The organism is Pseudomonas sp. CFII64 (genome assembly GCF_000416235.1).
Taxonomy (GTDB): Bacteria; Pseudomonadota; Gammaproteobacteria; order Pseudomonadales; family Pseudomonadaceae; genus Aquipseudomonas.
The window spans coordinates 330,466-351,271 of record NZ_ATLO01000010.1 but is presented as its reverse complement, the minus strand read 5'-3'; the positions used below and the strand labels follow the sequence as shown (position 1 = coordinate 351,271).

General features: G+C 59.6%; 19 protein-coding genes and 1 pseudogene. 7 read left to right on the top strand and 13 right to left on the bottom strand.

Going from position 1 to position 20,806, the window contains the following annotated elements; all coding sequences use genetic code 11:
• Positions 1-217 precede the first annotated feature (217 nt).
• Positions 218-2,263: a type VI secretion system tip protein TssI/VgrG gene (gene tssI / locus CFII64_RS06530; protein WP_020289991.1), complete on the top strand. Its 2,046-nt coding sequence runs from the start codon at positions 218-220 to the stop codon at positions 2,261-2,263.
• Positions 2,264-2,281: 18 nt separating this feature from the next.
• Here the strand turns inward: tssI and CFII64_RS06525 are convergent, their stop codons facing one another.
• The 4 genes from CFII64_RS06525 to CFII64_RS06510 all read right to left on the bottom strand — a co-directional run bounded on the left by CFII64_RS06525 (position 2,282) and on the right by CFII64_RS06510 (position 6,266).
• Positions 2,282-3,055: an enoyl-CoA hydratase gene (locus CFII64_RS06525; RefSeq protein WP_020289990.1), complete on the bottom strand. Its 774-nt coding sequence runs from the start codon at positions 3,053-3,055 to the stop codon at positions 2,282-2,284.
• Between the two features lie 82 nt (positions 3,056-3,137).
• Positions 3,138-4,343, bottom strand: a complete 1,206-nt coding sequence (locus CFII64_RS06520; protein ID WP_020289989.1) for an acetyl-CoA C-acyltransferase — start codon at positions 4,341-4,343, stop codon at positions 3,138-3,140.
• A 24-nt stretch (positions 4,344-4,367) separates the two neighbouring features.
• Positions 4,368-5,135, bottom strand: a complete 768-nt coding sequence (locus tag CFII64_RS06515; RefSeq protein WP_020289988.1) for an SDR family NAD(P)-dependent oxidoreductase — start codon at positions 5,133-5,135, stop codon at positions 4,368-4,370.
• Positions 5,136-5,216: 81 nt separating this feature from the next.
• Positions 5,217-6,266, bottom strand: a complete 1,050-nt coding sequence (locus CFII64_RS06510) for an AraC family transcriptional regulator (RefSeq protein WP_044901223.1) — start codon at positions 6,264-6,266, stop codon at positions 5,217-5,219.
• 167 nt (positions 6,267-6,433) lie between these two features.
• On the opposite strand from CFII64_RS06510, the gene CFII64_RS06505 reads away from it, so the two are divergent.
• Complete coding sequence (locus tag CFII64_RS06505) at positions 6,434-6,913, top strand: LEA type 2 family protein (RefSeq protein WP_020289986.1); 480 nt, start codon at positions 6,434-6,436, stop codon at positions 6,911-6,913.
• A 27-nt stretch (positions 6,914-6,940) separates the two neighbouring features.
• On the opposite strand, the gene CFII64_RS06500 is transcribed toward CFII64_RS06505, so the two are convergent.
• Positions 6,941-7,195, bottom strand: a complete 255-nt coding sequence (locus CFII64_RS06500) for a hypothetical protein (protein WP_020289985.1) — start codon at positions 7,193-7,195, stop codon at positions 6,941-6,943.
• 165 nt (positions 7,196-7,360) lie between these two features.
• On the opposite strand from CFII64_RS06500, the gene CFII64_RS06495 reads away from it, so the two are divergent.
• Positions 7,361-7,681 carry a YqjD family protein gene (locus CFII64_RS06495; RefSeq protein ID WP_020289984.1) on the top strand — a complete coding sequence of 107 codons (321 nt, stop codon included), beginning with the start codon at positions 7,361-7,363 and terminating at the stop codon, positions 7,679-7,681.
• 134 nt (positions 7,682-7,815) lie between these two features.
• Here the strand turns inward: CFII64_RS06495 and CFII64_RS06490 are convergent, their stop codons facing one another.
• The 3 genes from CFII64_RS06490 to CFII64_RS06480 all read right to left on the bottom strand — a co-directional run bounded on the left by CFII64_RS06490 (position 7,816) and on the right by CFII64_RS06480 (position 9,103).
• Complete coding sequence (locus CFII64_RS06490; RefSeq protein WP_020289983.1) at positions 7,816-8,313, bottom strand: hypothetical protein; 498 nt, start codon at positions 8,311-8,313, stop codon at positions 7,816-7,818.
• Between the two features lie 110 nt (positions 8,314-8,423).
• Positions 8,424-8,777 carry a hypothetical protein gene (locus tag CFII64_RS06485; protein ID WP_020289982.1) on the bottom strand — a complete coding sequence of 118 codons (354 nt, stop codon included), beginning with the start codon at positions 8,775-8,777 and terminating at the stop codon, positions 8,424-8,426.
• A gap of 86 nt (positions 8,778-8,863) precedes the next feature.
• Positions 8,864-9,103: a hypothetical protein gene (locus CFII64_RS06480; protein ID WP_020289981.1), complete on the bottom strand. Its 240-nt coding sequence runs from the start codon at positions 9,101-9,103 to the stop codon at positions 8,864-8,866.
• Between the two features lie 151 nt (positions 9,104-9,254).
• On the opposite strand from CFII64_RS06480, the gene CFII64_RS06475 reads away from it, so the two are divergent.
• A complete protein-coding gene (locus tag CFII64_RS06475; RefSeq protein ID WP_044901186.1) occupies positions 9,255-10,322 on the top strand; it encodes a M4 family metallopeptidase in 1,068 nt (355 codons plus the stop codon).
• 43 nt (positions 10,323-10,365) lie between these two features.
• Positions 10,366-10,665: a protealysin inhibitor emfourin gene (locus tag CFII64_RS06470; RefSeq protein ID WP_020289979.1), complete on the top strand. Its 300-nt coding sequence runs from the start codon at positions 10,366-10,368 to the stop codon at positions 10,663-10,665.
• A 16-nt stretch (positions 10,666-10,681) separates the two neighbouring features.
• Here CFII64_RS06470 and dctA read toward each other — a convergent pair whose 3' ends face one another.
• Both dctA and CFII64_RS06460 read right to left on the bottom strand, forming a co-directional pair.
• Positions 10,682-12,019 carry a C4-dicarboxylate transporter DctA gene (dctA, locus tag CFII64_RS06465; protein WP_020289978.1) on the bottom strand — a complete coding sequence of 446 codons (1,338 nt, stop codon included), beginning with the start codon at positions 12,017-12,019 and terminating at the stop codon, positions 10,682-10,684.
• 203 nt (positions 12,020-12,222) lie between these two features.
• Entirely contained in the window at positions 12,223-13,395 is a 1,173-nt protein-coding gene (locus tag CFII64_RS06460; RefSeq protein WP_020289977.1) for a mandelate racemase/muconate lactonizing enzyme family protein, read from the bottom strand.
• Positions 13,396-13,513: 118 nt separating this feature from the next.
• Between CFII64_RS06460 and CFII64_RS06455 the strand changes: the two genes are divergently transcribed.
• On the top strand, positions 13,514-14,383 hold the full coding sequence (locus CFII64_RS06455; protein ID WP_020289976.1) for a LysR family transcriptional regulator: 870 nt from the start codon (positions 13,514-13,516) through the stop codon (positions 14,381-14,383).
• Between the two features lie 72 nt (positions 14,384-14,455).
• Here CFII64_RS06455 and pqqA read toward each other — a convergent pair whose 3' ends face one another.
• Positions 14,456-14,527: a pyrroloquinoline quinone precursor peptide PqqA gene (gene pqqA, locus CFII64_RS29230; RefSeq protein WP_010209364.1), complete on the bottom strand. Its 72-nt coding sequence runs from the start codon at positions 14,525-14,527 to the stop codon at positions 14,456-14,458.
• Positions 14,528-14,941: 414 nt separating this feature from the next.
• On the opposite strand from pqqA, the gene CFII64_RS06450 reads away from it, so the two are divergent.
• The gene (locus CFII64_RS06450) at positions 14,942-16,897 is read left to right on the top strand and encodes a sigma-54-dependent Fis family transcriptional regulator (RefSeq protein ID WP_020289975.1); all 1,956 of its coding nucleotides are present in this window, start codon (positions 14,942-14,944) and stop codon (positions 16,895-16,897) included.
• Positions 16,898-17,025: 128 nt separating this feature from the next.
• On the opposite strand, the gene aldA is transcribed toward CFII64_RS06450, so the two are convergent.
• Together aldA and CFII64_RS06440 are read right to left on the bottom strand one after the other, a co-directional pair.
• Positions 17,026-18,468: an aldehyde dehydrogenase gene (gene aldA / locus CFII64_RS06445; protein ID WP_020289973.1), complete on the bottom strand. Its 1,443-nt coding sequence runs from the start codon at positions 18,466-18,468 to the stop codon at positions 17,026-17,028.
• Positions 18,469-18,638: 170 nt separating this feature from the next.
• Positions 18,639-20,803, bottom strand: a pseudogene (locus CFII64_RS06440) (PQQ-dependent dehydrogenase, methanol/ethanol family).
• Between the last annotated feature and the right edge of the window lie 3 nt (positions 20,804-20,806).

Genomic DNA, 20,806 nt, shown 5'->3' with positions numbered 1-20,806 from the left:
GCCCGGCGCATTTTATACGCGATGGCGCCAGATGAAACCCCTGCTGTCGCGCCATTGATCGCAGTCAAGCCGACAATGCAGCTGAAACACCTTGAAGCCAATCACCGATATTACCCTTTAGCTTGTAGTCCCTTTCCGAAAAAAGCCCAAGCGATGCCCATTGCCCTTGGCATTTCGTACCCTCTGCACCCTGAATTTCAAGCTGGGAGCGCTGTGTATGTTCGAAGACAAGCAAATGCCGATAACGCTGAAGCTCACGGGCAGCCCGATGGACCTGCAAGTCCTCAGCTTTACTGGCCACGACGCGCTGAACGAGCCCTATCGCTTTGACGTTGATCTGGTCAGCCGTAACCCGCATCTGGATATGCCAAGTCTGGCAGGCAGCGCCGCCTGGCTGGCCTTTGGTGTTGAACATGCGGGGATTCATGGCCTGATCGACAGCGCCAGACAACTCTATGCCGGAACGTGCCTGAGCCTGTACCGAATGACCCTGGTGCCAAGTCTGCTCAAGCTGGAACAAAGCCGCCAACGCCGCGTGTTCACGGGTTTGAGCGTCCCGCAGTTGATCACCCGATTGCTGGAAAACCATGGTTTGAACGAAGACGGCTACCGTTTCGAGGGACCGGTTGGCGTATACCCGCCTCGCGACTGGTGCGTGCAGTACGACGAAACCGACCTGCACCTGCTGCAGCGGCTCTGCGAAGAGGAAGGCATTCATTTCCGGTTTGAGCACAGCCCCACCGGGCACCAGCTTGTATTCGCCGATGACCCGGCCAGTTTCCCCGAACGCCAGGGCGCCATACGCTTGCAGCACAACGAAGACACCCACAACCAGCCGGTTATCGGCTATCTGGGCGAACGCCTGACCCTCCATGCCGCAACGGGCATCCATGACCCGGTATGGCGCGATTGCAGCACTCTCAGCGCCAACACCCCAACCAATGCGCAACCAGATACGCAAAGTGCCAATAACGCATCTTTCGATCAACAAACCGATCCCCCAAAACCCGGCGACGAGGAAGCCCACCATCGACAGACACGCGCTCGTACGCTGGAGCGCCTGCGTTGCGAGCGACGTCATATCCATGGGTGGAGCAGCGATTGCGCACTGACCAGTGGCCAGATCATTCAGGTTATGGAGCATCCCGTCCCGCTGTTCAACGATCAATGGCTGCTGGTCAAGGTCCGCCATTGGGCAAAGCAGCCACAGGTCCTGGAGGGCTGCGACCCTCACGACATGGCCGCAATTCTCGGCGCGGCTGTTGGCGCAGCGGACGAAGAATCAGCGTCGTGGATCGATCAACTGTCGAGGCTGCATGAGTTTGAGACATTCGATCACGGCTATCGCACCGGCTATTGCGTGCTGCCTTGGGCCATGCCATTTCGCCCGTCCTGCACCCATCGCAAACCCGGCATACGCGGTCATCAGCAGGTGACATTGATGGCTGATGTGGCCGGGTTCATCAGAACCCATGCTGCATGGCGAGTCCCGGTACGTTACGACTGGCAGAATGCGCCATCCTCACCGGACGAACACACCGCCTGGGCCCTGGCAGACCTCCCGGATCTCGCCGATGTCTCGGTCAACGCACTGACCGCTGGAGATCGGTTGCTGGTGCGGCATTTCGACAACGATCCTGAGCGACCGGTTATTTGCGGCATGCTGGAACGTCGAACGGCATCTGAGGTTGCCGAATGCCCAGAAAAAACAATTCGTTTGAATGGCTCCATTCTCAAAAACCTGCATGAGAATATTCATTTGAATAATGTGAACGATTTATATTTCGAAGCCAGGGAAGACTTACGTTTAAGCACTGCCAAGGCGAGTTTCGAGCTGAGTAGTGCTGGAATCACCATCACTGGCCCGCGCACGCTCACCTTGCAAGCCTGTACGTTACCGACAATGGCCCCCGCCGGGCCGCCAACCACGCTGCGCTGGGAAGACGATCTGCGCTTGACCGAACATCCCGGCTTGCAAGGCGCGCCGCTGGCAAACCGAATCTGGTACATCGTGTTCATGGAGACCCCAGGGCTGGCGCACTTGCCGCGCCTGGAACCCCGGCATTTTCTCTATGAGGGCAGAACCGACGAGCGCGGCTATCTCGGGCTGAGCTGTGCCCAGATGCGCGAGCTTGCCGCCCGCTACCGCAGAAGCCCGAAGCACCTGTGCCTGGTGCATCCCGACGACTGCTTCACGTTGCAGGACTACTTTGCGCGGAACTGGAACGAGCAGCAGCTACGCGCATTCATGGAGCTGGACTGACAAGCCCCCGGCTTCGCGTTAGCGTCCGTTGAATTGCGGCTCACGCTTCTCGATAAAGGCTGCCATGCCTTCCTTCTGATCCTCGGTAGCGAATGCCGCGTGGAACACTCGGCGCTCGAAACGAATGCCTTCGGCGAGGCTCACTTCAAACGCCCGATTGACGCTTTCCTTGACCATCATCGCTATCGGCAAGGATTTTTCGGCGATTGAGTTCGCCACCTTGAGGGCCTCGTCCAACAACTGCCCGGCAGGCACGATGCGCGCCACAAGTCCGGCTCGCTCGGCCTCCTCGGCATCGATCAGGCGTCCGGTCAGGCACATTTCCAAGGCCTTGGCCTTGCCGACCGCACGGGTCAGGCGCTGGGTGCCGCCCATGCCCGGCAATACGCCGAGTTTGATTTCCGGCTGACCAAACCGCGCGTTGTCTGCGGCCAGGATGAAATCGCACATCAATGCCAGCTCGCAGCCCCCGCCCAAGGCAAAGCCTGCCACTGCGGCAATCATCGGCGTGCGCCGGTTCGCGACCCGGTCGCTCTGCGCGAACAGATCATCGAGGTAGATTTGCGGATAGGTCAGGTCAGCCATTTCCTTGATGTCTGCGCCTGCGGCAAAGGCTTTGCTGGACCCGGTCAGCACGATGCAGCCGATATTGCGATCAGTGTCGAGCGCATCCAGCGCGTGGTTCAACTCATTGATCAGCTGTGCATTGAGGGCGTTCAGCGCGTTGGGCCGGTTCAAGGTAATCAAACCGACCTTTCCTTGAACCTCAATTAAAATAGTTTCATAGGTCATTGATATATATCCATTTCACCAAAACAGGATTGATCACACATATAACTTCAAATACATCTCATAAGTTAATGATTTATATAAACTATATAACCTCAATAGCCATTGCCGTCGCCTCACCGCCACCGATGCAGATTGCCGCCACGCCGCGCTTCAAACCCCGTTGTTTCAAGGCGTTGATCAGCGTGACCAGAATGCGCGCACCGGACGCGCCAATGGGGTGACCCAGCGCACACGCGCCGCCGTGCACATTGACCTTGTCGTGAGGCAACTCCAGTTGATTCATGGCCACCAGCGTGACCACTGCGAAGGCTTCGTTGATTTCGAAAAGGTCGACGTCGTGCAATGACCACCCGGTCCGGCTGAGCAATGCCTTGATGGCACCAATCGGTGCGGTGGTGAACAGCCCCGGTTCGTCGGCAAACGCCGCATGACCATGGATCACGGCCAACGGCTGCAAACCACGACGTTGCGCCTCGGAGCGGCGCATCAACAGCAATGCCGCGGCGCCGTCGGAGATCGAGCTGGAATTGGCCGCCGTGACACTGCCGCTAGGGCGAAACGCTGGTTTAAGCGTTGGAATCTTGTCCGGACGGGCTTTGGGCGGTTGTTCGTCCTGGCTGATTTCCCGCTGTTCCTTGCCTGCCGTTACCTGCAACGGGACGATTTCCGCGCTGAAATAACCGTTATCGGCAGCCGCCTGGGCGCGAGTCAACGAGGCGATGGCGAATGAGTCCTGAGCTTCACGGCTGATGCCGTTGGCCTCGGCGCAGTCTTCGGCAAAAGTGCCCATCAGCCGACCGCGCTCATAAGCATCTTCCAGCCCGTCGTAGAACATATGATCAAGCACCTGACCATGCCCCATGCGATAACCGCTGCGGGCGCGATCCAGCAAATACGGTGCGTTGGACATGCTTTCCATGCCGCCGGCAACGATGACCTCGGCGCTGCCGGCCAACAGCATGTCATGGCCGAGAATGGCCGCCTGCATGCCGGAGCCGCACATTTTGTTCAAGGTAGTGCACAGGGTCGACGTCGGCAGACCGGCCCCCAACGCGGCTTGTCGCGCAGGTGCCTGGCCGATCCCGGCTGACAGCACACAACCAAACAGCACCTGCTGGACATCCGCCGATGCCAGCCCGGCGCGTTCAACCGCCGCACGAATGGCCACAGCGCCCAGTTGCGGAGCCGTCAGGCTTTTCAGATCACCCTGAAAGCCGCCCATGGGCGTGCGGACCGCACTGACGATCACCACCGGATCATCACGAGTTGCGGGATTATCAATAGTCATGATCAAGCTCCTGAGTCTGAGTGCTCATTTGGCGGCCATGCGCAACGCGCCATCGAGGCGGATGACTTCGCCGTTGAGCATGGGATTTTCGATGATGTGCCGCACCAGCGCGGCGTATTCGTCCGGCTTGCCCAGACGTGGCGGGAATGGCACGCCCGCAGCCAGGGAATCGCGCACTTGCGCGGTCATGCCGGCCATCATCGGCGTTTCGAAAATGCCGGGGGCAATGGTCATGACGCGAATACCGAAGCGCGCCAGCTCCCGGGCGGCTGGAAGCGTCATGCTGACGATTGCGCCCTTGGACGCCGCGTAGGCTGCCTGACCGATCTGGCCGTCATAGGCCGCCACGGATGCGGTATTGATGATCACGCCGCGCTCGCCGCCCGCGTTCACCGTGCTATCGGCAATGACCGCCGAAGCCAGGCGCAGCAGATTGAAACTGCCGATCAGGTTGACGTCGATGACCCGGCGAAAGCTGTCCAGGTCATGGACGCCTTCCTTGCCAAGGATTTTTTGCGCGCCGACAATTCCGGCGCAGTTGACAAGCCCGTGCACTTCACCGAACGCCGCCACCGCTGCAGCCACGGCGGCCTGGGCCGAGTCTTCCCGGCTGACGTCGGTGACCACCGCATGAGCGCGCGCGCCGAGCTTTTCACGTTGCGCAGCCAGCGCCTCGGCATTGAGGTCCACCAGCATCACTCGCGCGCCCGCCTCGATCAGCATCTGCGCGGTGGCCGCACCCAGTCCGGATGCGCCGCCGCTGACGATGAATGCCTTGTCTTGAATGTCCATGGAACCTCGCTATCTCGATTTTATTCTTGGAATAAACGAAATAGTCGCGCTGTCCGCAGGCGCAGGCAATGGTCAAAGCGTTCAGTCTGGATGACCGGTTTGGTCAATGCTGGCAATGGCTTCAGATCCCAGCATCACGCTGCGGTAGTGACCGGGATTGGACCCGGTCCATTTGCGGAAGGCTTTGTAGAACGAACTGGTGTCGGCAAAGCCCAGGCGCGTGGCGATGGAGGCGAAGCTCAATGTTGCTTCGCCTAGCCAATGAATGGCCAACTCCTTACGTACGCTGTCCTTGAGCCCTTGATAGCTGTGGCCCTCGTCCGCGAGACGACGACGCAGGGTCGAAGCGGACATGCTCAGGTTTCTCGCCAGCGCTTCAGTGTCCGGCCATTGCTCGGCGGGCAGCGCGTGCAAGTCATGGCGAATCCGGATAGCCAGACTTTGCGGGTCGCGATATTTGACCAGAATATTGGCCGGCGCCGCAGCCAGGAATCGCTGCAACTCGGCAGGCGAGCGCTTGATCGGCAAGTCCAGGCAATCGGCGGCAAAGATCATTCGCGAACAAGGCCGTTCAAAACGCAGGTTCTCACCGAACATCACCTTGTAGTCGTCGATGAAGGCCGGCGCCGCACAGCGCAATTCGATGGCGAGGATAGGAATACGTCGTCCGCTCAACCAGCAGGCCACGCCGTGCACGATCATCCAGTAAGTGAAGTAGCTGAATGCCCTGCCCTGCGCGCTGTCGCCTTCATCAAGGACGATTTCTGCCACGCTGTGCTGGCGGATCAAACGAGCGCCGAACCGCTCCAGCATCAGCGACAGGAAACTCAAGCCCGACTCAAGCCCGGCGGCGACGGTGGGCTGGGCCATGGATGAGCGACACAGGAACTCCAGGCTACCCTGGCGTAGACGTCTGGCGTCCATGCCGAAAAACTCATCGTCACAAGCCTGCGCCAGCGCTCGCCATAACGCTGCATAGGCGGCGGCCGGGACTCGTGAACCTGAGCTGGCGAGCAGATCCGCAGCGATACCAACGGTGTCCAGCAAGCACGACCGAGCCTGGGCCGTCAGGCCGCATTCCAGCAATGCCTCGCGCACCAGTTCAATGGCGATAGTGTCTTTTTCAATCACGGCAGGCGCAGATGCATGAGCGGTTTTGAGGTTATCCATCCAGGGATCGCCAGGCTACGATCTGCGCAGCATACGGCCCATACCTGCGGAAAACGAATCTCTCTGGGCAATTGCGGTCTGACGGGATAACGCAACGTCGCTTGTTTGTCACCCTTGGAGTCATCCGGATGCCCTTACGCCCCTTTCGTACCGTGCTGATCAGCCTTTTACTGCTGAGTGCCTCGGCATGCGCGCTGTTTCCCAATCGCGACCCGCTCAATATCAACGTGGTGGGTATCGAGCCCTTGCCGGGGCAAGGCCTTGAAGTGCGCATGGCGGTCAAGTTGCGCCTGCAAAACCCCAACGAGACGGCTATCGAGTACAGCGGCGTCGCGCTGGACCTGGACGTCAACGGCAAGCTGCTGGCGTCGGGAGTCAGCGATCAGCAAGGTACTATCGGACGTTTTTCCGAAGCCGTGCTGGTGGTTCCGGTCAGCGTTTCCGCCTTCGCCGCATTGCGCCAGGCGGTGGGCCTGACGCAAACCCAGAGCCTGAACAACCTGCCGTATACGCTGCGGGGCAAATTGGCTGGCGGCGTATTTGGCACCCTGCGTTTCAGTGACAGCGGCACGCTCAACCTGCCGCACGCGGCCGACGGCAGCTGGTAAGCCGCCAGACAACGCCGACATTCGGGCTTATTTGCTGGTAGCTACCAGGCGATTCACTTCACTGCGAACCATATTGGCGTATTCCGGCGGGCTCATGGTGTCCAGCTCCGAACGCACCCACTCAGACCACTTGCCCTTGCGTTTGGAGCGTTCGCCGAACAGACGTGCGGCGTCGCTTTTGGCCTTGCCCAGATTGCTTTGCCACAAATCGAATAGACGGGATTTTTCATCTTCGAGTGCAGCGCGCTCAGGCAGAGGCCGGTTGGCCAGATTGAAACTCATAACGGTCACCTGTGACTAAAAACCGGCTGCATCTTACACCCGTCAAGGATAGTTTCTGGGCAAATTCGACGGGCGAATTGCGATACGTCATACAAACCGCTGCAACTTTTCCGTAGGCTCAAGACTCCATTGCTCACTGTTGTCATCAATTGGAAGGAAATCATCATGGCTCGTAAAACTGCTGCCCAAAACACTGCTGAGCAAATCAAGGATCAGGCTTTCAGCGAACTTCAGGCGCTGATCGAAGAATCCGACAAATTGCTCAAGGACAGCGCAGCACTGGTTGGCGAAGACGCAGAAACCCTGCGCGCGCAGCTGAGCCTGAAGCTCAAGCAGGCACTGGACTCGGTGTCCAACGTGCGTGAACGCACCAAGCCGGTGGTTGAAGCGACCGAGACTTATATCGGTGGCCACCCATGGCAGACCGTCGCGATCTCCGCAGGTTTCGGCCTGGTGGTAGGTCTGTTGCTGGGCCGTCGCGACTGATTGACCTGTGTTCGATCCGCATTGGCGAACACTGAATCTGCGCAAATCCGTAGGAGCGAATTCATTCGCGAGGCGATGTTCCTGGTAACAAAGGATCACCGCCTCGCCAACACGTTGGCTCCTGCAACAATCGATCAGCTATGCAACGGCACCAACGCCTGCAACTGCTTGGCGAAATAATCCGCAGTAAACGGCTGGGCATCCGACTCTTTCACGCCGATCCGCTTTTTCTCCAGCCACTGGGTACCCTGCGCAGGGTCCTGACAGCTCAGTGTCACCACTTCCTGGGCATGCACACTCAAACCTGTAGCAGCAATCGACACCAGACCTTTGGCACCCATGGCATCCGGAATGAACGCAACCTGACGTCCTGCGATGGTCAGTGTCATGCGTTGGGTACGGAACGGGGAGTTTTCGTCGGGATAACCTTTGCTCTGCGCCAGATGTGGTTCGTATTCCACAGTGATCTGGCCGCTGTCGATCAAAGGTTTCAACCAGGCTTCGATCTGCCGGTACAGCGCTGCGATACTGGCCTCCCATTGCGCGAGACCAGTGTGGAACTGCTGATGCTTTTGCTCTTCATTGCGTTGATTGGCGCTCAGCAACTCGCCCAACCGTTGAATTTCGTCCATAAAAGCGTTTCCCGGATTCACGCGTCGATTGATTCGAGCGCGTAAACCGAGGGTGGCACAGCAGCGGTTGAGTGTCGCGGTTCATTTGTCGCAGATCGGCCATGAACCGATCATTGGACGCGCTTGATCACCACCGGAGCGGCGAAACGGTGGGACTTGGTAATCTTGGCCTGCAACAGCGCCAGCTGTTCCTGGGCCTCCTGCTCGGTTTTGTAGGGGCCGAGCAGCATTTGCTGCTTGCCGTCGATGGTTGCCAGGAATGGCGCGTAGCTGCGTTCCAGTAGCCAGGCACTGGTATCGCTCACGGCCTCTCGGGTGTTCATCTGGATGTTCCATTGCGCCGCAGTGCCTGGCGCAGTTTGCTCGGTTTGAGCCGCTTGAACTTTGGGGGGCTGCGGCGGGGTTTTGCTGACATCACAGCCGGTCAGGGCCAGAACTGCGATCACTATTGCCATCTTGCGCACGTCTGCTTGCTCCTCGTCTGAAGTGACCGGAGTTTATCACCCTGTCACCGGCAGCGAGGCGTCAAAAGTCCAGAATGGCCGTGCAGTCAACAGATGAGTGTATCAATAAGATTCTGACCGACGACGACACCCGCATGCCGGGCCTCATCGACAGACTCGTAGCCCAGCCGACAGATGACAGTCGGCATGGCCGTCTGACACGCCATCGTGACCGTGACGTGAATGATGAATTCAGCGACTTCCTTGACGCCCAAAGGGCAAACAACCAGAACTTCGATCACCTGCCCACGATAAACGTTGGAAAACGTCTTGTGAGGCATATCCATTCGGGTGTCTCTTTTGATGGAGTGAACTGTTTTGACATGCAAACCACCCGTTCGTTGTTTATATCTCGCCGAACCCGGCCAACGGTCGGAACATCAGCAGACCTGACGTTGCCAAACTGGTTTATCCGATCCGGGCAAGGGGATTTTGCGCATGTGCACTCGACATTCCATCCATTGCTTCATTCCGCCATACATCCTGGAACACATGGCTCAGTCGCCCCAGGAGCGTGTCAGGGCGCTGGCAATCACCAACCTGGCCAGCGGCGCTGCGTTCGTCGCGTTCCGCACGTCAGCGCAGGCGATGCCGACCCTGCTTGCGCAAAAATCCCCCGACGGCAAGAAAAACCGGTTGATCTATGACGCCAAGGGCACCAATTCCCTGCCGGGCACCCTGGCCCGCGCCGAAAACCAGAAAGCCACCGGCGACGCCGCTGTTGACGAAGCCTACGATGGCTCTGGCGACGTCTACGATTTCTATGAGCAGTTGTTTCAGCGCAATTCGCTGGACGGCAATGGCATGACGCTGATTTCCACCGCCCACGTCGCGGAGGTGGATTTCCAGGGCGAATTCGTGCCGATGAATAACGCCTTCTGGAATGGCCAGCAAATGGCCTATGGCGACGGCGATGGCATCGTGTTCAAACGTTTCACCGGCAGTCTGGAGGTCATTGGTCATGAGCTGACCCACGGTGTGCAATCGTTCACCAGCAACCTGACCTATCAGGGACAATCCGGCGCGCTGAACGAGCATTTCGCCGATGTGTTCGGCGTGCTGATCCGGCAATGGAAAGAAGGCACCGCCGTTGAAGAGGCGAGTTGGGTGGTCGGCAAGGAGTTGCTGGTACCAGCGCCCACCCGTCGCGGCATTCGCGACATGGAGTACCCAGGCACGGCCTATGCCAACGATCCGGAACTGGGCGATGATCCACAGCCAGCCACCATGGCCGGGCTTTATACCGGGCCAAAGGATAACGGCGGCGTGCACATCAATTCGGGGATTCCCAATCGGGCCTTTGTCTTGACGGCCAAGGCGCTGGGGGGCAATGCGTGGGAAGTGGCGGGCAGGATCTGGTACGAAACCATGCTGCAATTGCACAGCTCCAGCCAGTTTGACGACTGCGCGAGGATCACGGTGCAAGTCGCCGGGCACAAACGCTACGGCGCTGCGGCGAAAAAAGCGGTCAAGGCGGCGTGGAAGAAAGTCGGGATCGCGGTCTGACCTGCCCTGCCCGACCCCCTCGAACATTTACGGGAGCGCGATGATGAAAATCTGTTTCGTACAGTCAGGTGGCATTGTCGGAGCCATCAAAAGCTGCGAGGTGAACACCGCAAGCCTTGAGCAACCCGAGGCCGAGCAGCTCCGGCAACTGGTCCGGGACAGCGGTTTGAACCAGTCCTGTAGCTTCGTTTCGGATCAAGCCAGGGATCTGAAGCAGTACGAAATCACCATCGAAGACGAATCCAGCCCGATTTGCATCATCTTCGACGACCTGAACGTCCCGGCTTCAGCCCGCACCTTGCTCAGTTTCCTGATGCAGCGGGCCAAGCCGGGCGGACTCTAGATCGAGTCAGCCGGGTTCAAACGGCCTTGTCGATGGATCGTTGAACGACGGGGTCCGGTATGACGACCGAAGTTGCTGCCTTGCCGCTTTTCATGGCTGCGATTTCCCGCATGGCCTGGGCCTGATCGAAGGATCCATCCCACTTGGCGATGGCGATGGTGCCGATCCCGTTGCCGATCAGGTTGGTCACCGCCCTGGCTTCGTTGAGGAAGCGGTCGACGCCCAGCAGCAACACCAGCCCGATCAGCGGGATGTCGTGGATGACTGTCAAAGTCGCCGCCAGCGTCACGAAACCCGCACCCGCAACCCCAGCCGAACCTTTCGACGTCAGCAGCAGCACGCCCAGCACCACCATCTGATCCCACATCGTCAGCGGGGTATTGGTCGCTTGCGCGACGAAAATCGCGGCCATGGTCAGATAGATGCAGGTGCCGTCGGAGTTGAAGGTGTAACCCGTGGGCAGCACCATGCCGACGACCGATTTCTCGCAGCCGAGTTTCTCCAGCTTGACCATCATTCGCGGAAGCACGGCTTCGGTGGAACAGGTGCCCAACGTGACGAGAATTTCATCCTTGAAATAGCGCAGGAATTGCATCAACGGCAAGCCTGACCAACGCGCGACGCTGCCCAGAATCACCACGATGAAGATCAGCGTCGTCGCATACAACGCTACCAGCAACTGGCCCAGGGACAGCAATGTACCGATCCCGTACTTACCGATGGTAAATGCCATGCCGGCACCCGCGCCCAACGGCGCCAGACGCATGACCATCGCGACAATCCGGAACAGGCTTTGCAGCAGCATGTCGATGATATTGACCAGCGGCTTGGCCGGCGCGCCGATCTGAACCAGCGCAACGCCCATCAGTACCGAGACCAGGATCACTTGCAGCATGGCGCCTTTGGCGAAGGCGTCGAACAGCGTGGTCGGAATGATATTCAGGAAAAACTCGACAATCCCGCCCTGCGCCGCAGCAGCCTGGGTATAGGTGTTGATGGCGGAACCGTTGATGGTGTTGACGTCGATGTTCATGCCGACGCCGGGCTTGAGAATGTTCACCACCACCAGGCCAATTACCAGCGCCAGCGTCGATAACACCTCGAAGTAGATCAGCGCTTTGGCACCGATGCGTCCGACTTCCTTGACGCTGCCCATCTTGGCGATGCCGACCACCACGGTGCCGAAAATGATTGGCGCCAGGAGCATTTTGATCAGCTTGATGAAACCGTCGGCCAAGGGTTGCAACTTTGCGCCGATATCCGGAAGAAAAAAGCCGATCGCGCCACCAATGACGATGCCGATCAGCACTTGTACATACAGTTGGCTGTACCAACGTGTCGAAACCTGTTCCATGAAGTGCCTCACTTTTGTTGTTGTATGAGGGAGGAGCTTTTGAAAATGTTATTGCTAACCGACCAAACCCCGTTAGAGCGAGGCTTGCCCGCGAAGACGTCGGCTCAAGCGATAAACGTGTCGCCTGGAACTACGATTCGCGGGCAAGCCTCGCTCCAACAAAAAATGCGTTTAATCAGTTGGATAGGCGGGTTGCCCCGAAATCACGCCCGCTCGCCCAGCTCGCGCATCACGGCATACAGCGCGGATTTGGCTTCGAAGCCCACACCTGGAATGTCTGGCAGGCCGACATAGCTGTTCTCGACCTTGATGCCGTCGGCGAACCCACCGAAAGGCTGGAAGACGTCCGGATAGGATTCGTTACCGCCCAGATGCAGGCCGGCGGCAATGTTCAGGGACATCTGATGCCCGCCGTGAGGGACGACGCGCCGCGATGACCAACCCAGCTCGGTCATGACGTCCAGGGTGCGCAGGTATTCAACCAGCCCGTAGGACAGCGCGCAGTCAAACTGCAGGAAATCGCGGTCAGGACGCATGCCACCATGGCGCAGCAGATTGCGTGCGTCCTGATGGGAGAACAGGTTTTCGCCAGTGGCCATCGGCAAGTCGTAATGATTGGCCAGTTCGGCTTGCAGGGCGTAGTCCAGCGGATCGCCGGCTTCTTCGTACCAGAACAGGTTGTAAGGCTTGATCGCCTCGGCATAGGCAATCGACGTCTTCAGGTCAAAGCGGCCATTGGCGTCCACCGCCAGGCGCTGACCGTCACCGACCACTTCCAGCACCGCCTCGATGCGACGCAGGTCTTCGTCCAGCGGCACAGCGCCGATTTTCATCTTCACCACGTCGTAGCCGCGATCCAGATAGCTCTGCATTTCGGCCTTGAGCTTGGTCTGGTCCTTGCCGGGATAGTAATAACCGCCCGCCGCGTAGACCCAGACCTTGTCATCGGCCACGCCATTGCGATAGCGATCAGCCAGCAAGCGGTACAGCGGTTTGCCTTCGATTTTCGCCACGGCATCCCAGACCGCCATGTCGATGGTGCCGACTGCTACCGAGCGCTCACCGTGGCCGCCTGGCTTCTCGTTGGTCATCAGGGCTTTCCAGATGGCGAACGGATCAAGGTTGTCATGTTCCTTGTCGATCAGGGTTTCCGGATCAGCTTCCAGCACACGGGCCAGGAAGCGGTCGCGCATCAAGGCGCCCTGGCCGTAGCGACCGTTGGAGTTGAAGCCGTAACCGATCACTGGCTTGCCATCGCGAATGACGTCAGTGATGACTGCTACGACCGAGCAGGTCATTTTCGAAAAATCGATGTAGGCGTTGGCAATGGGCGATGCGATGGAAACGGTCTTCTCGCGAATGTCGACGATGCGCATGGGGCGACTCCTCTTTGCGGCTGTATTGTTATGTTTGCCCGGCCACTCTAGAACTGGACGATTCGACGCGGCCAATGCTAAAAGCTGGGCACCTCATGCACGAACGGCATCACTACTGATGGAATTGGTCTGGCTGGAAGATTTCAGCGCGCTGGCGGAGAGCGGTAACTTTTCCCGCGCCGCCGAGTTGCGCCACGTCACACAACCGGCATTCAGTCGGCGCATACGCTCGCTGGAAAACTGGGTCGGCGTCGATCTGTTCGTCCGCACGACCCATGGCGCGACGCTGACCGATGCGGGCAAGCACATGCTGGCAAGCGCGCAGGAAATGACCCGACGCCTGCATCAGATGCGCCAAGACACCCGCGAAGTCGCCGGCAAGCAGGAGCGCACCCTGCACTTCGCGGCCACGCACTCGCTGTCGTTCACCTTTTTCCCGGCCTGGGTGCGCGCCGCCGAGCGCGGTGGGCCTATCGAGGCGGTCCGGCTGCTGTCGGACAGCATGACGGTCTGCGAACAGATGCTGCTGCAGGGCCAGGTGCAGTTTTTACTTTGCCATCACTTTCCTGACGCGCCTCCGCGCTTCGCGGTGGGTCAGTTCCAGTCCAAAGTGGTCGGCAGTGATGTGTTGCTGCCGTTGCAGGCGGCTGAGGCTGATTCGGGTCAAAGCGGTAGTTCGTTGCCGCACCTGGCGTACACGTCCGAATCCGGTCTGGGCCGAATCGTGGCGGCGCGGCTGCTCGGCGAAACCCGCCCGCCGCAACTGAATATGATCTTCAGTTCACACCTCGCGGCGGTCCTGCTGTCGATGGCACTGGAAGGCAAAGGCTTCGCCTGGCTGCCACGCACATTGGCTGATGCCGAAGTCAGCGCCGGCAAGCTGCAGCGGGCACTTGATGAGCATTGGGACATCCCGGTGCAAATCCGCCTGTTTCGCCCCATCGCCCGGCTGAGTGACTTCGCCGAGGAGTTTTGGGCGAAGTTGTAGGACCTTGGGTCTTCAAATAAAAAAGGCCTCGCCAGCACGATACTGACGAAGCCTGGCGACTCAGATGACTGATCAGCGGCTGGCGAAGTACATGGTGACTTCGAAGCCGATGCGCAGATCGGTGAATGCAGGTTTGGTCCACATAGACGAATCTCCAGAGTTGCGCCGGAACAGCCCGGCAAACCAGTTATACACGTCGCAACCCAGGCTGCAAGCTGAGGTTCCGAGGCTCTGGCCCGGCCTTCGCGACACCCGTCCCGGGCCGCGCGCTACACCTGTTGCAGCCTTGGGTCACTCGCCCCAGACACGACTTTTTCCTGACCGCGCGTCAAGCCCGGCGCAGACGCTTTCTCTCTTTCGCCCGTTTGGCGGTACAACTATTGCTCTGTTTTCAAGTCCATGGAAAAGACAAAAATATTTTTTGTAACCAGCGGTATTTGTTACAAAAGACTAGAGTCTGAATGACTGAGCAATCAGCCGCAGCCTGTTCTGCTCCAGAACGACAACAATAATCATGCGTTTCGCGCACTGTCTGGCGGAGCCGCATTCGGAGTCTTCATGTCCTTGCAACCGAGCCTGCCCCGCCCCGTCGACCTGAGCGCGTTCATCGGTGATTATTTCCCTGATCGCAACCTGCCTGCCGATGGCCTGATCGTCCAGTCGTGGTATCGCAGCGTCATCGAGCATGGCTTGCAACCTGCGGGCCGCGTGACCAAGGTCATGCTCAGCGCAGCGGAAATCCATCGGCATCAGGCCTTCAATCAGGATTACCTGTCCATCGCCGGCCAGGGCGTCAGCGGGCTGGCCGAACGGGTCGGCAAGGCTGGTTTCGCGGTGCTGCTCAGCGACGAACACGGCATCACGCTTGACTCGCGCGTGCCGCCGGGGGCCAGCGCCTACGCGGAATCCGGCCTGGTGATCGGCGCACGCTGGGATGAGGCGCTGGTGGGCACCAACGGCATCGGCACCGGCATCGCCGCGCGCACGCCATTGATCATTCACCGCGATGAGCACTTCCTGCGTGCCAACGACCGCTTGAGCTGCTCGGTGTCACCGATTTTCGATTCGCTGGGCAAGCTGCGCGGCTGTCTCAATGCGTCGTGCCTGAACAGCGGCGGTCCCAAGGAGGCGCAATACCTGACCCTGCAATTGGTCATCATGTACGCCCGACTGATCGAGAATGCGTACTTCAGGCACAGCCATCGCAATACCCTGAGCCTGATGATCAAACCCTGCGAAGCGTTCAGCGATCTGGCCAATGAGCAACTGCTGGCCCTTGACGAGCAAGGCCGGGTGATCGGCGCCAATCGCGCCGCGTTCGTCGAATATGAGTCCACACACAGCGGGCCGCTGTTGGGCCGCGCCCTCAAGGACCTGCTGCCGGTGCACAGCGTCGAAGAACTGCTGCGCCTGTGCAACGGCGGCGCCAACGGGGTGCGGCTCAATACTGGCAAAGGCCAGCTGGAGGTCGGGCTGCGCATGCCGGCCCAGCTGCGCGCCCCGGCGAAACCGGAAAAACCGGCCAGCGCTCGCGGCGTGCAACATCCGCCGACGCTGGAGCGCCTCAGCGGCGATGATCCAGGATTGCAGCAAAGCGTCGCCCGGCTGCACAAGCTGCTGGATAAAGACCTGCCTATTTTGATCAATGGTGAAACCGGCACCGGCAAGGAAGCCTTCGCCAGGGCGATTCACCACGCGAGCTCGCGACACGCGGGCCCTTTCGTTGCGCTGAACTGCGCGGCGATCCCGGAAACCCTCATCGAAAGCGAACTGTTTGGCTATCGCAGCGGCAGCTTTACCGGAGCCAGCAAGAAAGGCATGAAGGGCAAGCTGGAACTGGCCAATGGCGGCACGTTGTTCCTCGACGAGATCGGCGACATGCCCGCGCATCTGCAAACCCGCTTGCTGCGGGTGCTGGCCGAGCGGGAGATTTCACCGCTGGGCGCCGACGCACCGATTGCGCTGGATATTCAGGTGGTGTCGGCCACGCACCAGGATTTGTCGGCAATGATCGACACCAAAGTGTTCAGGGAAGACCTGTTCTATCGCCTCAGCGGTATGACCTTGCGCCTGCCGGCCCTGCGTGAGCGGCGTGACATCGACCGCCTGATCGACGACGTGTTGACTGATCTCGCGGGCGGCGAAGCGTGCAGAATCGATGCACAGGCGAGAAACCTGCTGCGCCAGTTCTCTTGGCCCGGCAATATCCGCCAATTGATCAATGTGTTGCGCTACGCCCTGGCCTTGGCAGACGACGGATACATCGACTGCGCCTGCTTGCCAGTGGAAGTGTTGCAGCCACGCAGTCATGAAACCACGGCCAGACCAGCGTTGCCGCTGAGCCAGGGTCTGGCAAGTCAGGTCGCCGGTGATGAGGGCCAGCGCCTGATGGAAGCATTCAAACGGCATCAATGGAACATTACCGCCGTGGCCGAAGAACTCGCCGTGGCCCGCTCGACCCTGTACCGCAAGATGAAGAAACACGGGATCGTGCAGCCGAATCTGGTGATGTGATCCGTTGGAGCGACCGGGGTGGCGATCCACCTTGCCCGCGAATCCGGCGCCTCGGCAGGCCAGGCCCACCGCGTCATCGTTCTTCGCGAGCAAGCCTCGCTCCAACGGTTTGATCAGACCAGCAGCGATCAGATCTGCAAATAAACCACATGCGTATGGGTGAATTCATACACCCCATGCTTGCCGTCCGCGCCGCCGATGCCGGATTTTCGCACGCCGGCGTGGAAGCCCTGCATCGCTTCGAAGTTCTCCCGATTGATGTAGGTTTCACCGAAGTCCAGCTCGTTGCAGGCACGCATCGCCGAGCTGAGGTCTTTGGTGTAGATCGATGAGGTCAGGCCAAACTCGCAGTCATTGGCCAAGGCGATGCCTTCATCCAGGTCGTCGATGATCTGGATCGGCAGCACCGGTCCGAAGATCTCGTGGCGCATGATCTCCATCGCTTGTTGGCAACCGGCCAGCACTGTTGGCTGATAGTGGAAGCCCTGACCGCTGCGGTCAGCGACGGAACCGCCGGTGATGACCTGAGCGCCATCGTTCACGGCGGTCTTGACCATCTGCGCAACCTTGTCCAGCCCCGCCTGATTGATCAACGGCCCCATGTCCAGATTGTCTTCGGCCAATGGATCGCCATAACGCGTCGCCGCCATCGCTGCGCTGACCTGATCGATAAACTGGTCGGCGACTTTGCGCTGCACGTAAACCCGCTCGGCGCAGTTGCAGACTTGTCCGGTGTTGATCACCCGGGACGCGGTAATCGCGCTCACCGCCAGGCCCAGGTCCGCATCGGCCAAAACAATGGCTGGCGCCTTGCCGCCCAGTTCCAGATTGAGCTTGGTGATATTGCCCGCCGCAGCGGCCATGATCCGCGAACCCGTCGCCACGCTGCCGGTGAAATTGACCATGTCCACTCCGGAATGGCTGCTCAGGGCGCTGCCGACCGTGGCGCCTCTGCCCGAGACAATGTTCACCACGCCTTTGGGCAGATCGGTTTCAGCCAGCAAACGGGCGAATTCGAAGCAGTTGATCGGCGTTTCTTCGCTGGGCTTGATGACAATCGTGTTACCGGTTATCAGCGCCGGAGCCAGCTTGCGTGCGATGAGGAAGAACGGGAAGTTCCACGGCAGGATCCCGGCAATCACGCCCAAGGGTTTGCGAAACACGAAGATGTTTTCACCCGGCCGGTCGCTGGTGAGAATCTCCCCTTCGAGGCGACGGCCCCATTCGGCCATGTAATCCAGGTAGTCAGCCGTGAAGTTGACCTCGACCAAGGCCAGGCCGAGCACCTTGCCTTGCTCGGCCGTGATGATCCGCGCCAGACGCTCGGCGTTGTCGCGGACCTTGCTGGCGATGCGATGCAGATAACCCGCACGTTCATTGGCCGGCTTGCGCGCCCAGCCTTTTTGCGCCGCGCGCGCGGCAGCGATGGCACGCTCGACGTCCGACAGGCTGGTCTCGGGCACCGAGCCCAGCAATTGACCGTTGGCCGGGTTGAACACTTCGATGAGGTTATCGCCGGCGGCAAACGCCCCGTCGATGTAGCTTTGGTAGATGGGCAGTGATTCGTTCATAGTGAGTTTCTCTGCTCTGTCTCGGTTGTTTGTTGGTATTGCAGCGCACTAACTCCGTTGGAGCGAGGCTTGCCCGCGAAGAGGCCGGTACATTCACCCGTTTTTCCGGGCTTGAGTTATTACCTTCGCGGGCAAGCCTCGCTCCAACAGTCGGTGTTCCAATTCAGGTTTTATTGATTCGCCGCCGTCTTCGCCGACTTCATATCGTTGAGCAGGTCATGGGAGCGTTTGATGATGTATTGATGCACCAGCTCCACTTCGTCCGGCTTGAGTTCTTCGGCGAACGACGGCATGCCGTCCTGGACGCGACCGCCATAGACGATGCCGAGGAACATCTGGTGGTTTTCCTTGCTCAGCATGCGCAAGTCCGGCAATACGCCGCCGCTGATGGCGTTGATGCCGTGGCAGGTATCGCAATGGCCGTTGAACAGCGCGCGGCCTTTGTCGACCTGTTCGGTGGTGCCGGTGAACGCCGGTGGATCGACCTTGCGGTCGGCGTATTTGTATTTCAGATCCGGCAGTTTCGCCGTGCCGCCCAGTTTGTAGTCAGCACCTGAGCGTTGGGCTTGACCCCGGCGCGCAGGGACAAGGCCCCGGCAAAGGTGGAAAACGCCCCGCCCCAACCGGCCATGAACGTCACGTATTGCTCGCCATCCACTTCATAGGTAACGGGACCGGCCATCACGCCGGTATTGGCCGGCTGCTCCCACAAGGTTTGGCCTTTGTCGGCTGAATAGGCCACCACTCGCCCGTCAGCCGTGCCTTCAAACAACAGGTTGCCAGCGGTGCTCAACGTGCCGCCGTTGAAGATCGTCGAGTACGGCACTTCCCAGCGGGCTTCCTGCTTGATCGGGTCCCAGGCAATCAGCTTGCCGGTCCAGGTGTCGGCGAGTTTGCGCAGGCCCTCAGGATCTTCCGGCATCATTCCGGTGTTGACCTGCAGCTGATACATGCTCTTGAATTTCTTGCGCGGCGGCACGCCATCCACGTCTTGGTATAACGCTGACATGATGTGCGCCGGGATGTACACCAGGCCGGTTTTCGGGTTGTAGGACATCGGCTGCCAGTCGTGAGCGCCCCAGAACGCCGGCTGGACCAGCAAGGCTTTTTTCTCCGGGTCACGCCAATAGACAGCGGCTTTCTCGTCAACGATGGGTCGGCCAGTCTTCATGTCGACGCCGGTCGCCCAGTTGATCGGCACGATGTTCTTGGCCGAAAGCAGCTCGCCGGTTTTGCGGTCGATGACGTAAAAGAAGCCGTTTTTCGGCGACTGCATCAAGACCTGGCGCATCTTGCCGTCGATTTCCAGGTCCGCGAGCATGATGTGCGCGGTGGCCGTGAAATCCCACGCATCGCCGGGGGTGGTCTGGTAGTGCCAGACGTATTCGCCGGTGTCCGGATTGATCGCGACGATGGATGACAGGAACAAATTATCGCCCTTGCCTTCAGAGCGCAGGCGCGGGTTCCACGACGAAGCGTTGCCGACGCCGAAGTACAGCAGATTGAGTTTCGGGTCATAGGACATCGAGTCCCAGACCGTTCCGCCGCCGCCCTGTTCGACGAACTTGTCACCGAACCAGGTCTTGGCGGCCATTGCCATGGCCTTGTTTTCCGGCGGCAGTTTCGGGTCACCCGGCACCGTGAAGAAACGCCAGTCCTGTTTGCCGGTGTTGGCGTCGTAGGCCGTGATGTAGCCGCGTACGCCATACTCGGCGCCGCCATTGCCGATGATCACTTTGCCGTTGATGATGCGCGGCGCACCGGTAATAGTGATGCTGCGATTGGGATCGGTGCGGGTGTCCACGGACCAGACGCGCTGGCCGCTCTTGGCGTCGATGGCTTCCAGGCGTCCATCCAGCACGCCGACGAAAACTTTGCCGCCCCAGACTGCAACGCCTCGGTTCACGGCATCGCAGCAGGCTTCACCGGCGCGACTGCGGTCCGATTGCGGATCGTATTTCCATAACAATTTGCCGTTACGCGCATCCAGCGCATAGACGATGGAGAACGGTCCGGTGGTGTACATCACGCCGTCGACGACGATGGGAGTAGCTTCGACACCCCGGTCGATGTCCAGTTTGTAGCTCCAGGCCAGACCGAGTTTGCCAACGTTGCCATCGTTGATTTTGTTCAGCGGGCTGAAACGCTGTTCATCGTAGGTACGACCGTGGCTCATCCAGTTGCCGGGTTCCTGGTCCGCAGCACTGATCCGTGCACCATCGACCTGCGCGGCCTCGGCGGCGAACGCGCCGCTGGCGCAGGAAATCGCCAGGGCGACGGCCGCAACGAGAGCCGTGAGTGGTCCGGGACGAGGTTGTTGGCCAAATCGATTCATGAG

Bases quoted from the DNA above. Each gene is read 5' to 3' on its own strand.
- CFII64_RS06460 (WP_020289977.1), bottom strand. From the start codon at position 13,395: ATGCGCATCGTCGACATTCGCGAGAAGACCGTTTCCATCGCATCGCCC.
- CFII64_RS06505 (WP_020289986.1), top strand. From the start codon at position 6,434: ATGCCCTTACGCCCCTTTCGTACCGTGCTGATCAGCCTTTTACTGCTG.
- aldA (WP_020289973.1), bottom strand. From the start codon at position 18,468: ATGAACGAATCACTGCCCATCTACCAAAGCTACATCGACGGGGCGTTT.
- CFII64_RS06480 (WP_020289981.1), bottom strand. From the start codon at position 9,103: ATGGATATGCCTCACAAGACGTTTTCCAACGTTTATCGTGGGCAGGTG.
- CFII64_RS06475 (WP_044901186.1), top strand. From the start codon at position 9,255: ATGTGCACTCGACATTCCATCCATTGCTTCATTCCGCCATACATCCTG.
- tssI (WP_020289991.1), top strand. From the start codon at position 218: ATGTTCGAAGACAAGCAAATGCCGATAACGCTGAAGCTCACGGGCAGC.
- CFII64_RS06500 (WP_020289985.1), bottom strand. From the start codon at position 7,195: ATGAGTTTCAATCTGGCCAACCGGCCTCTGCCTGAGCGCGCTGCACTC.
- CFII64_RS06520 (WP_020289989.1), bottom strand. From the start codon at position 4,343: ATGACTATTGATAATCCCGCAACTCGTGATGATCCGGTGGTGATCGTC.
- CFII64_RS06490 (WP_020289983.1), bottom strand. From the start codon at position 8,313: ATGGACGAAATTCAACGGTTGGGCGAGTTGCTGAGCGCCAATCAACGC.
- CFII64_RS06495 (WP_020289984.1), top strand. From the start codon at position 7,361: ATGGCTCGTAAAACTGCTGCCCAAAACACTGCTGAGCAAATCAAGGAT.
- CFII64_RS06525 (WP_020289990.1), bottom strand. From the start codon at position 3,055: ATGACCTATGAAACTATTTTAATTGAGGTTCAAGGAAAGGTCGGTTTG.
- CFII64_RS06455 (WP_020289976.1), top strand. From the start codon at position 13,514: ATGGAATTGGTCTGGCTGGAAGATTTCAGCGCGCTGGCGGAGAGCGGT.
- CFII64_RS06515 (WP_020289988.1), bottom strand. From the start codon at position 5,135: ATGGACATTCAAGACAAGGCATTCATCGTCAGCGGCGGCGCATCCGGA.
- CFII64_RS06470 (WP_020289979.1), top strand. From the start codon at position 10,366: ATGAAAATCTGTTTCGTACAGTCAGGTGGCATTGTCGGAGCCATCAAA.
- CFII64_RS06450 (WP_020289975.1), top strand. From the start codon at position 14,942: ATGTCCTTGCAACCGAGCCTGCCCCGCCCCGTCGACCTGAGCGCGTTC.
- dctA (WP_020289978.1), bottom strand. From the start codon at position 12,019: ATGGAACAGGTTTCGACACGTTGGTACAGCCAACTGTATGTACAAGTG.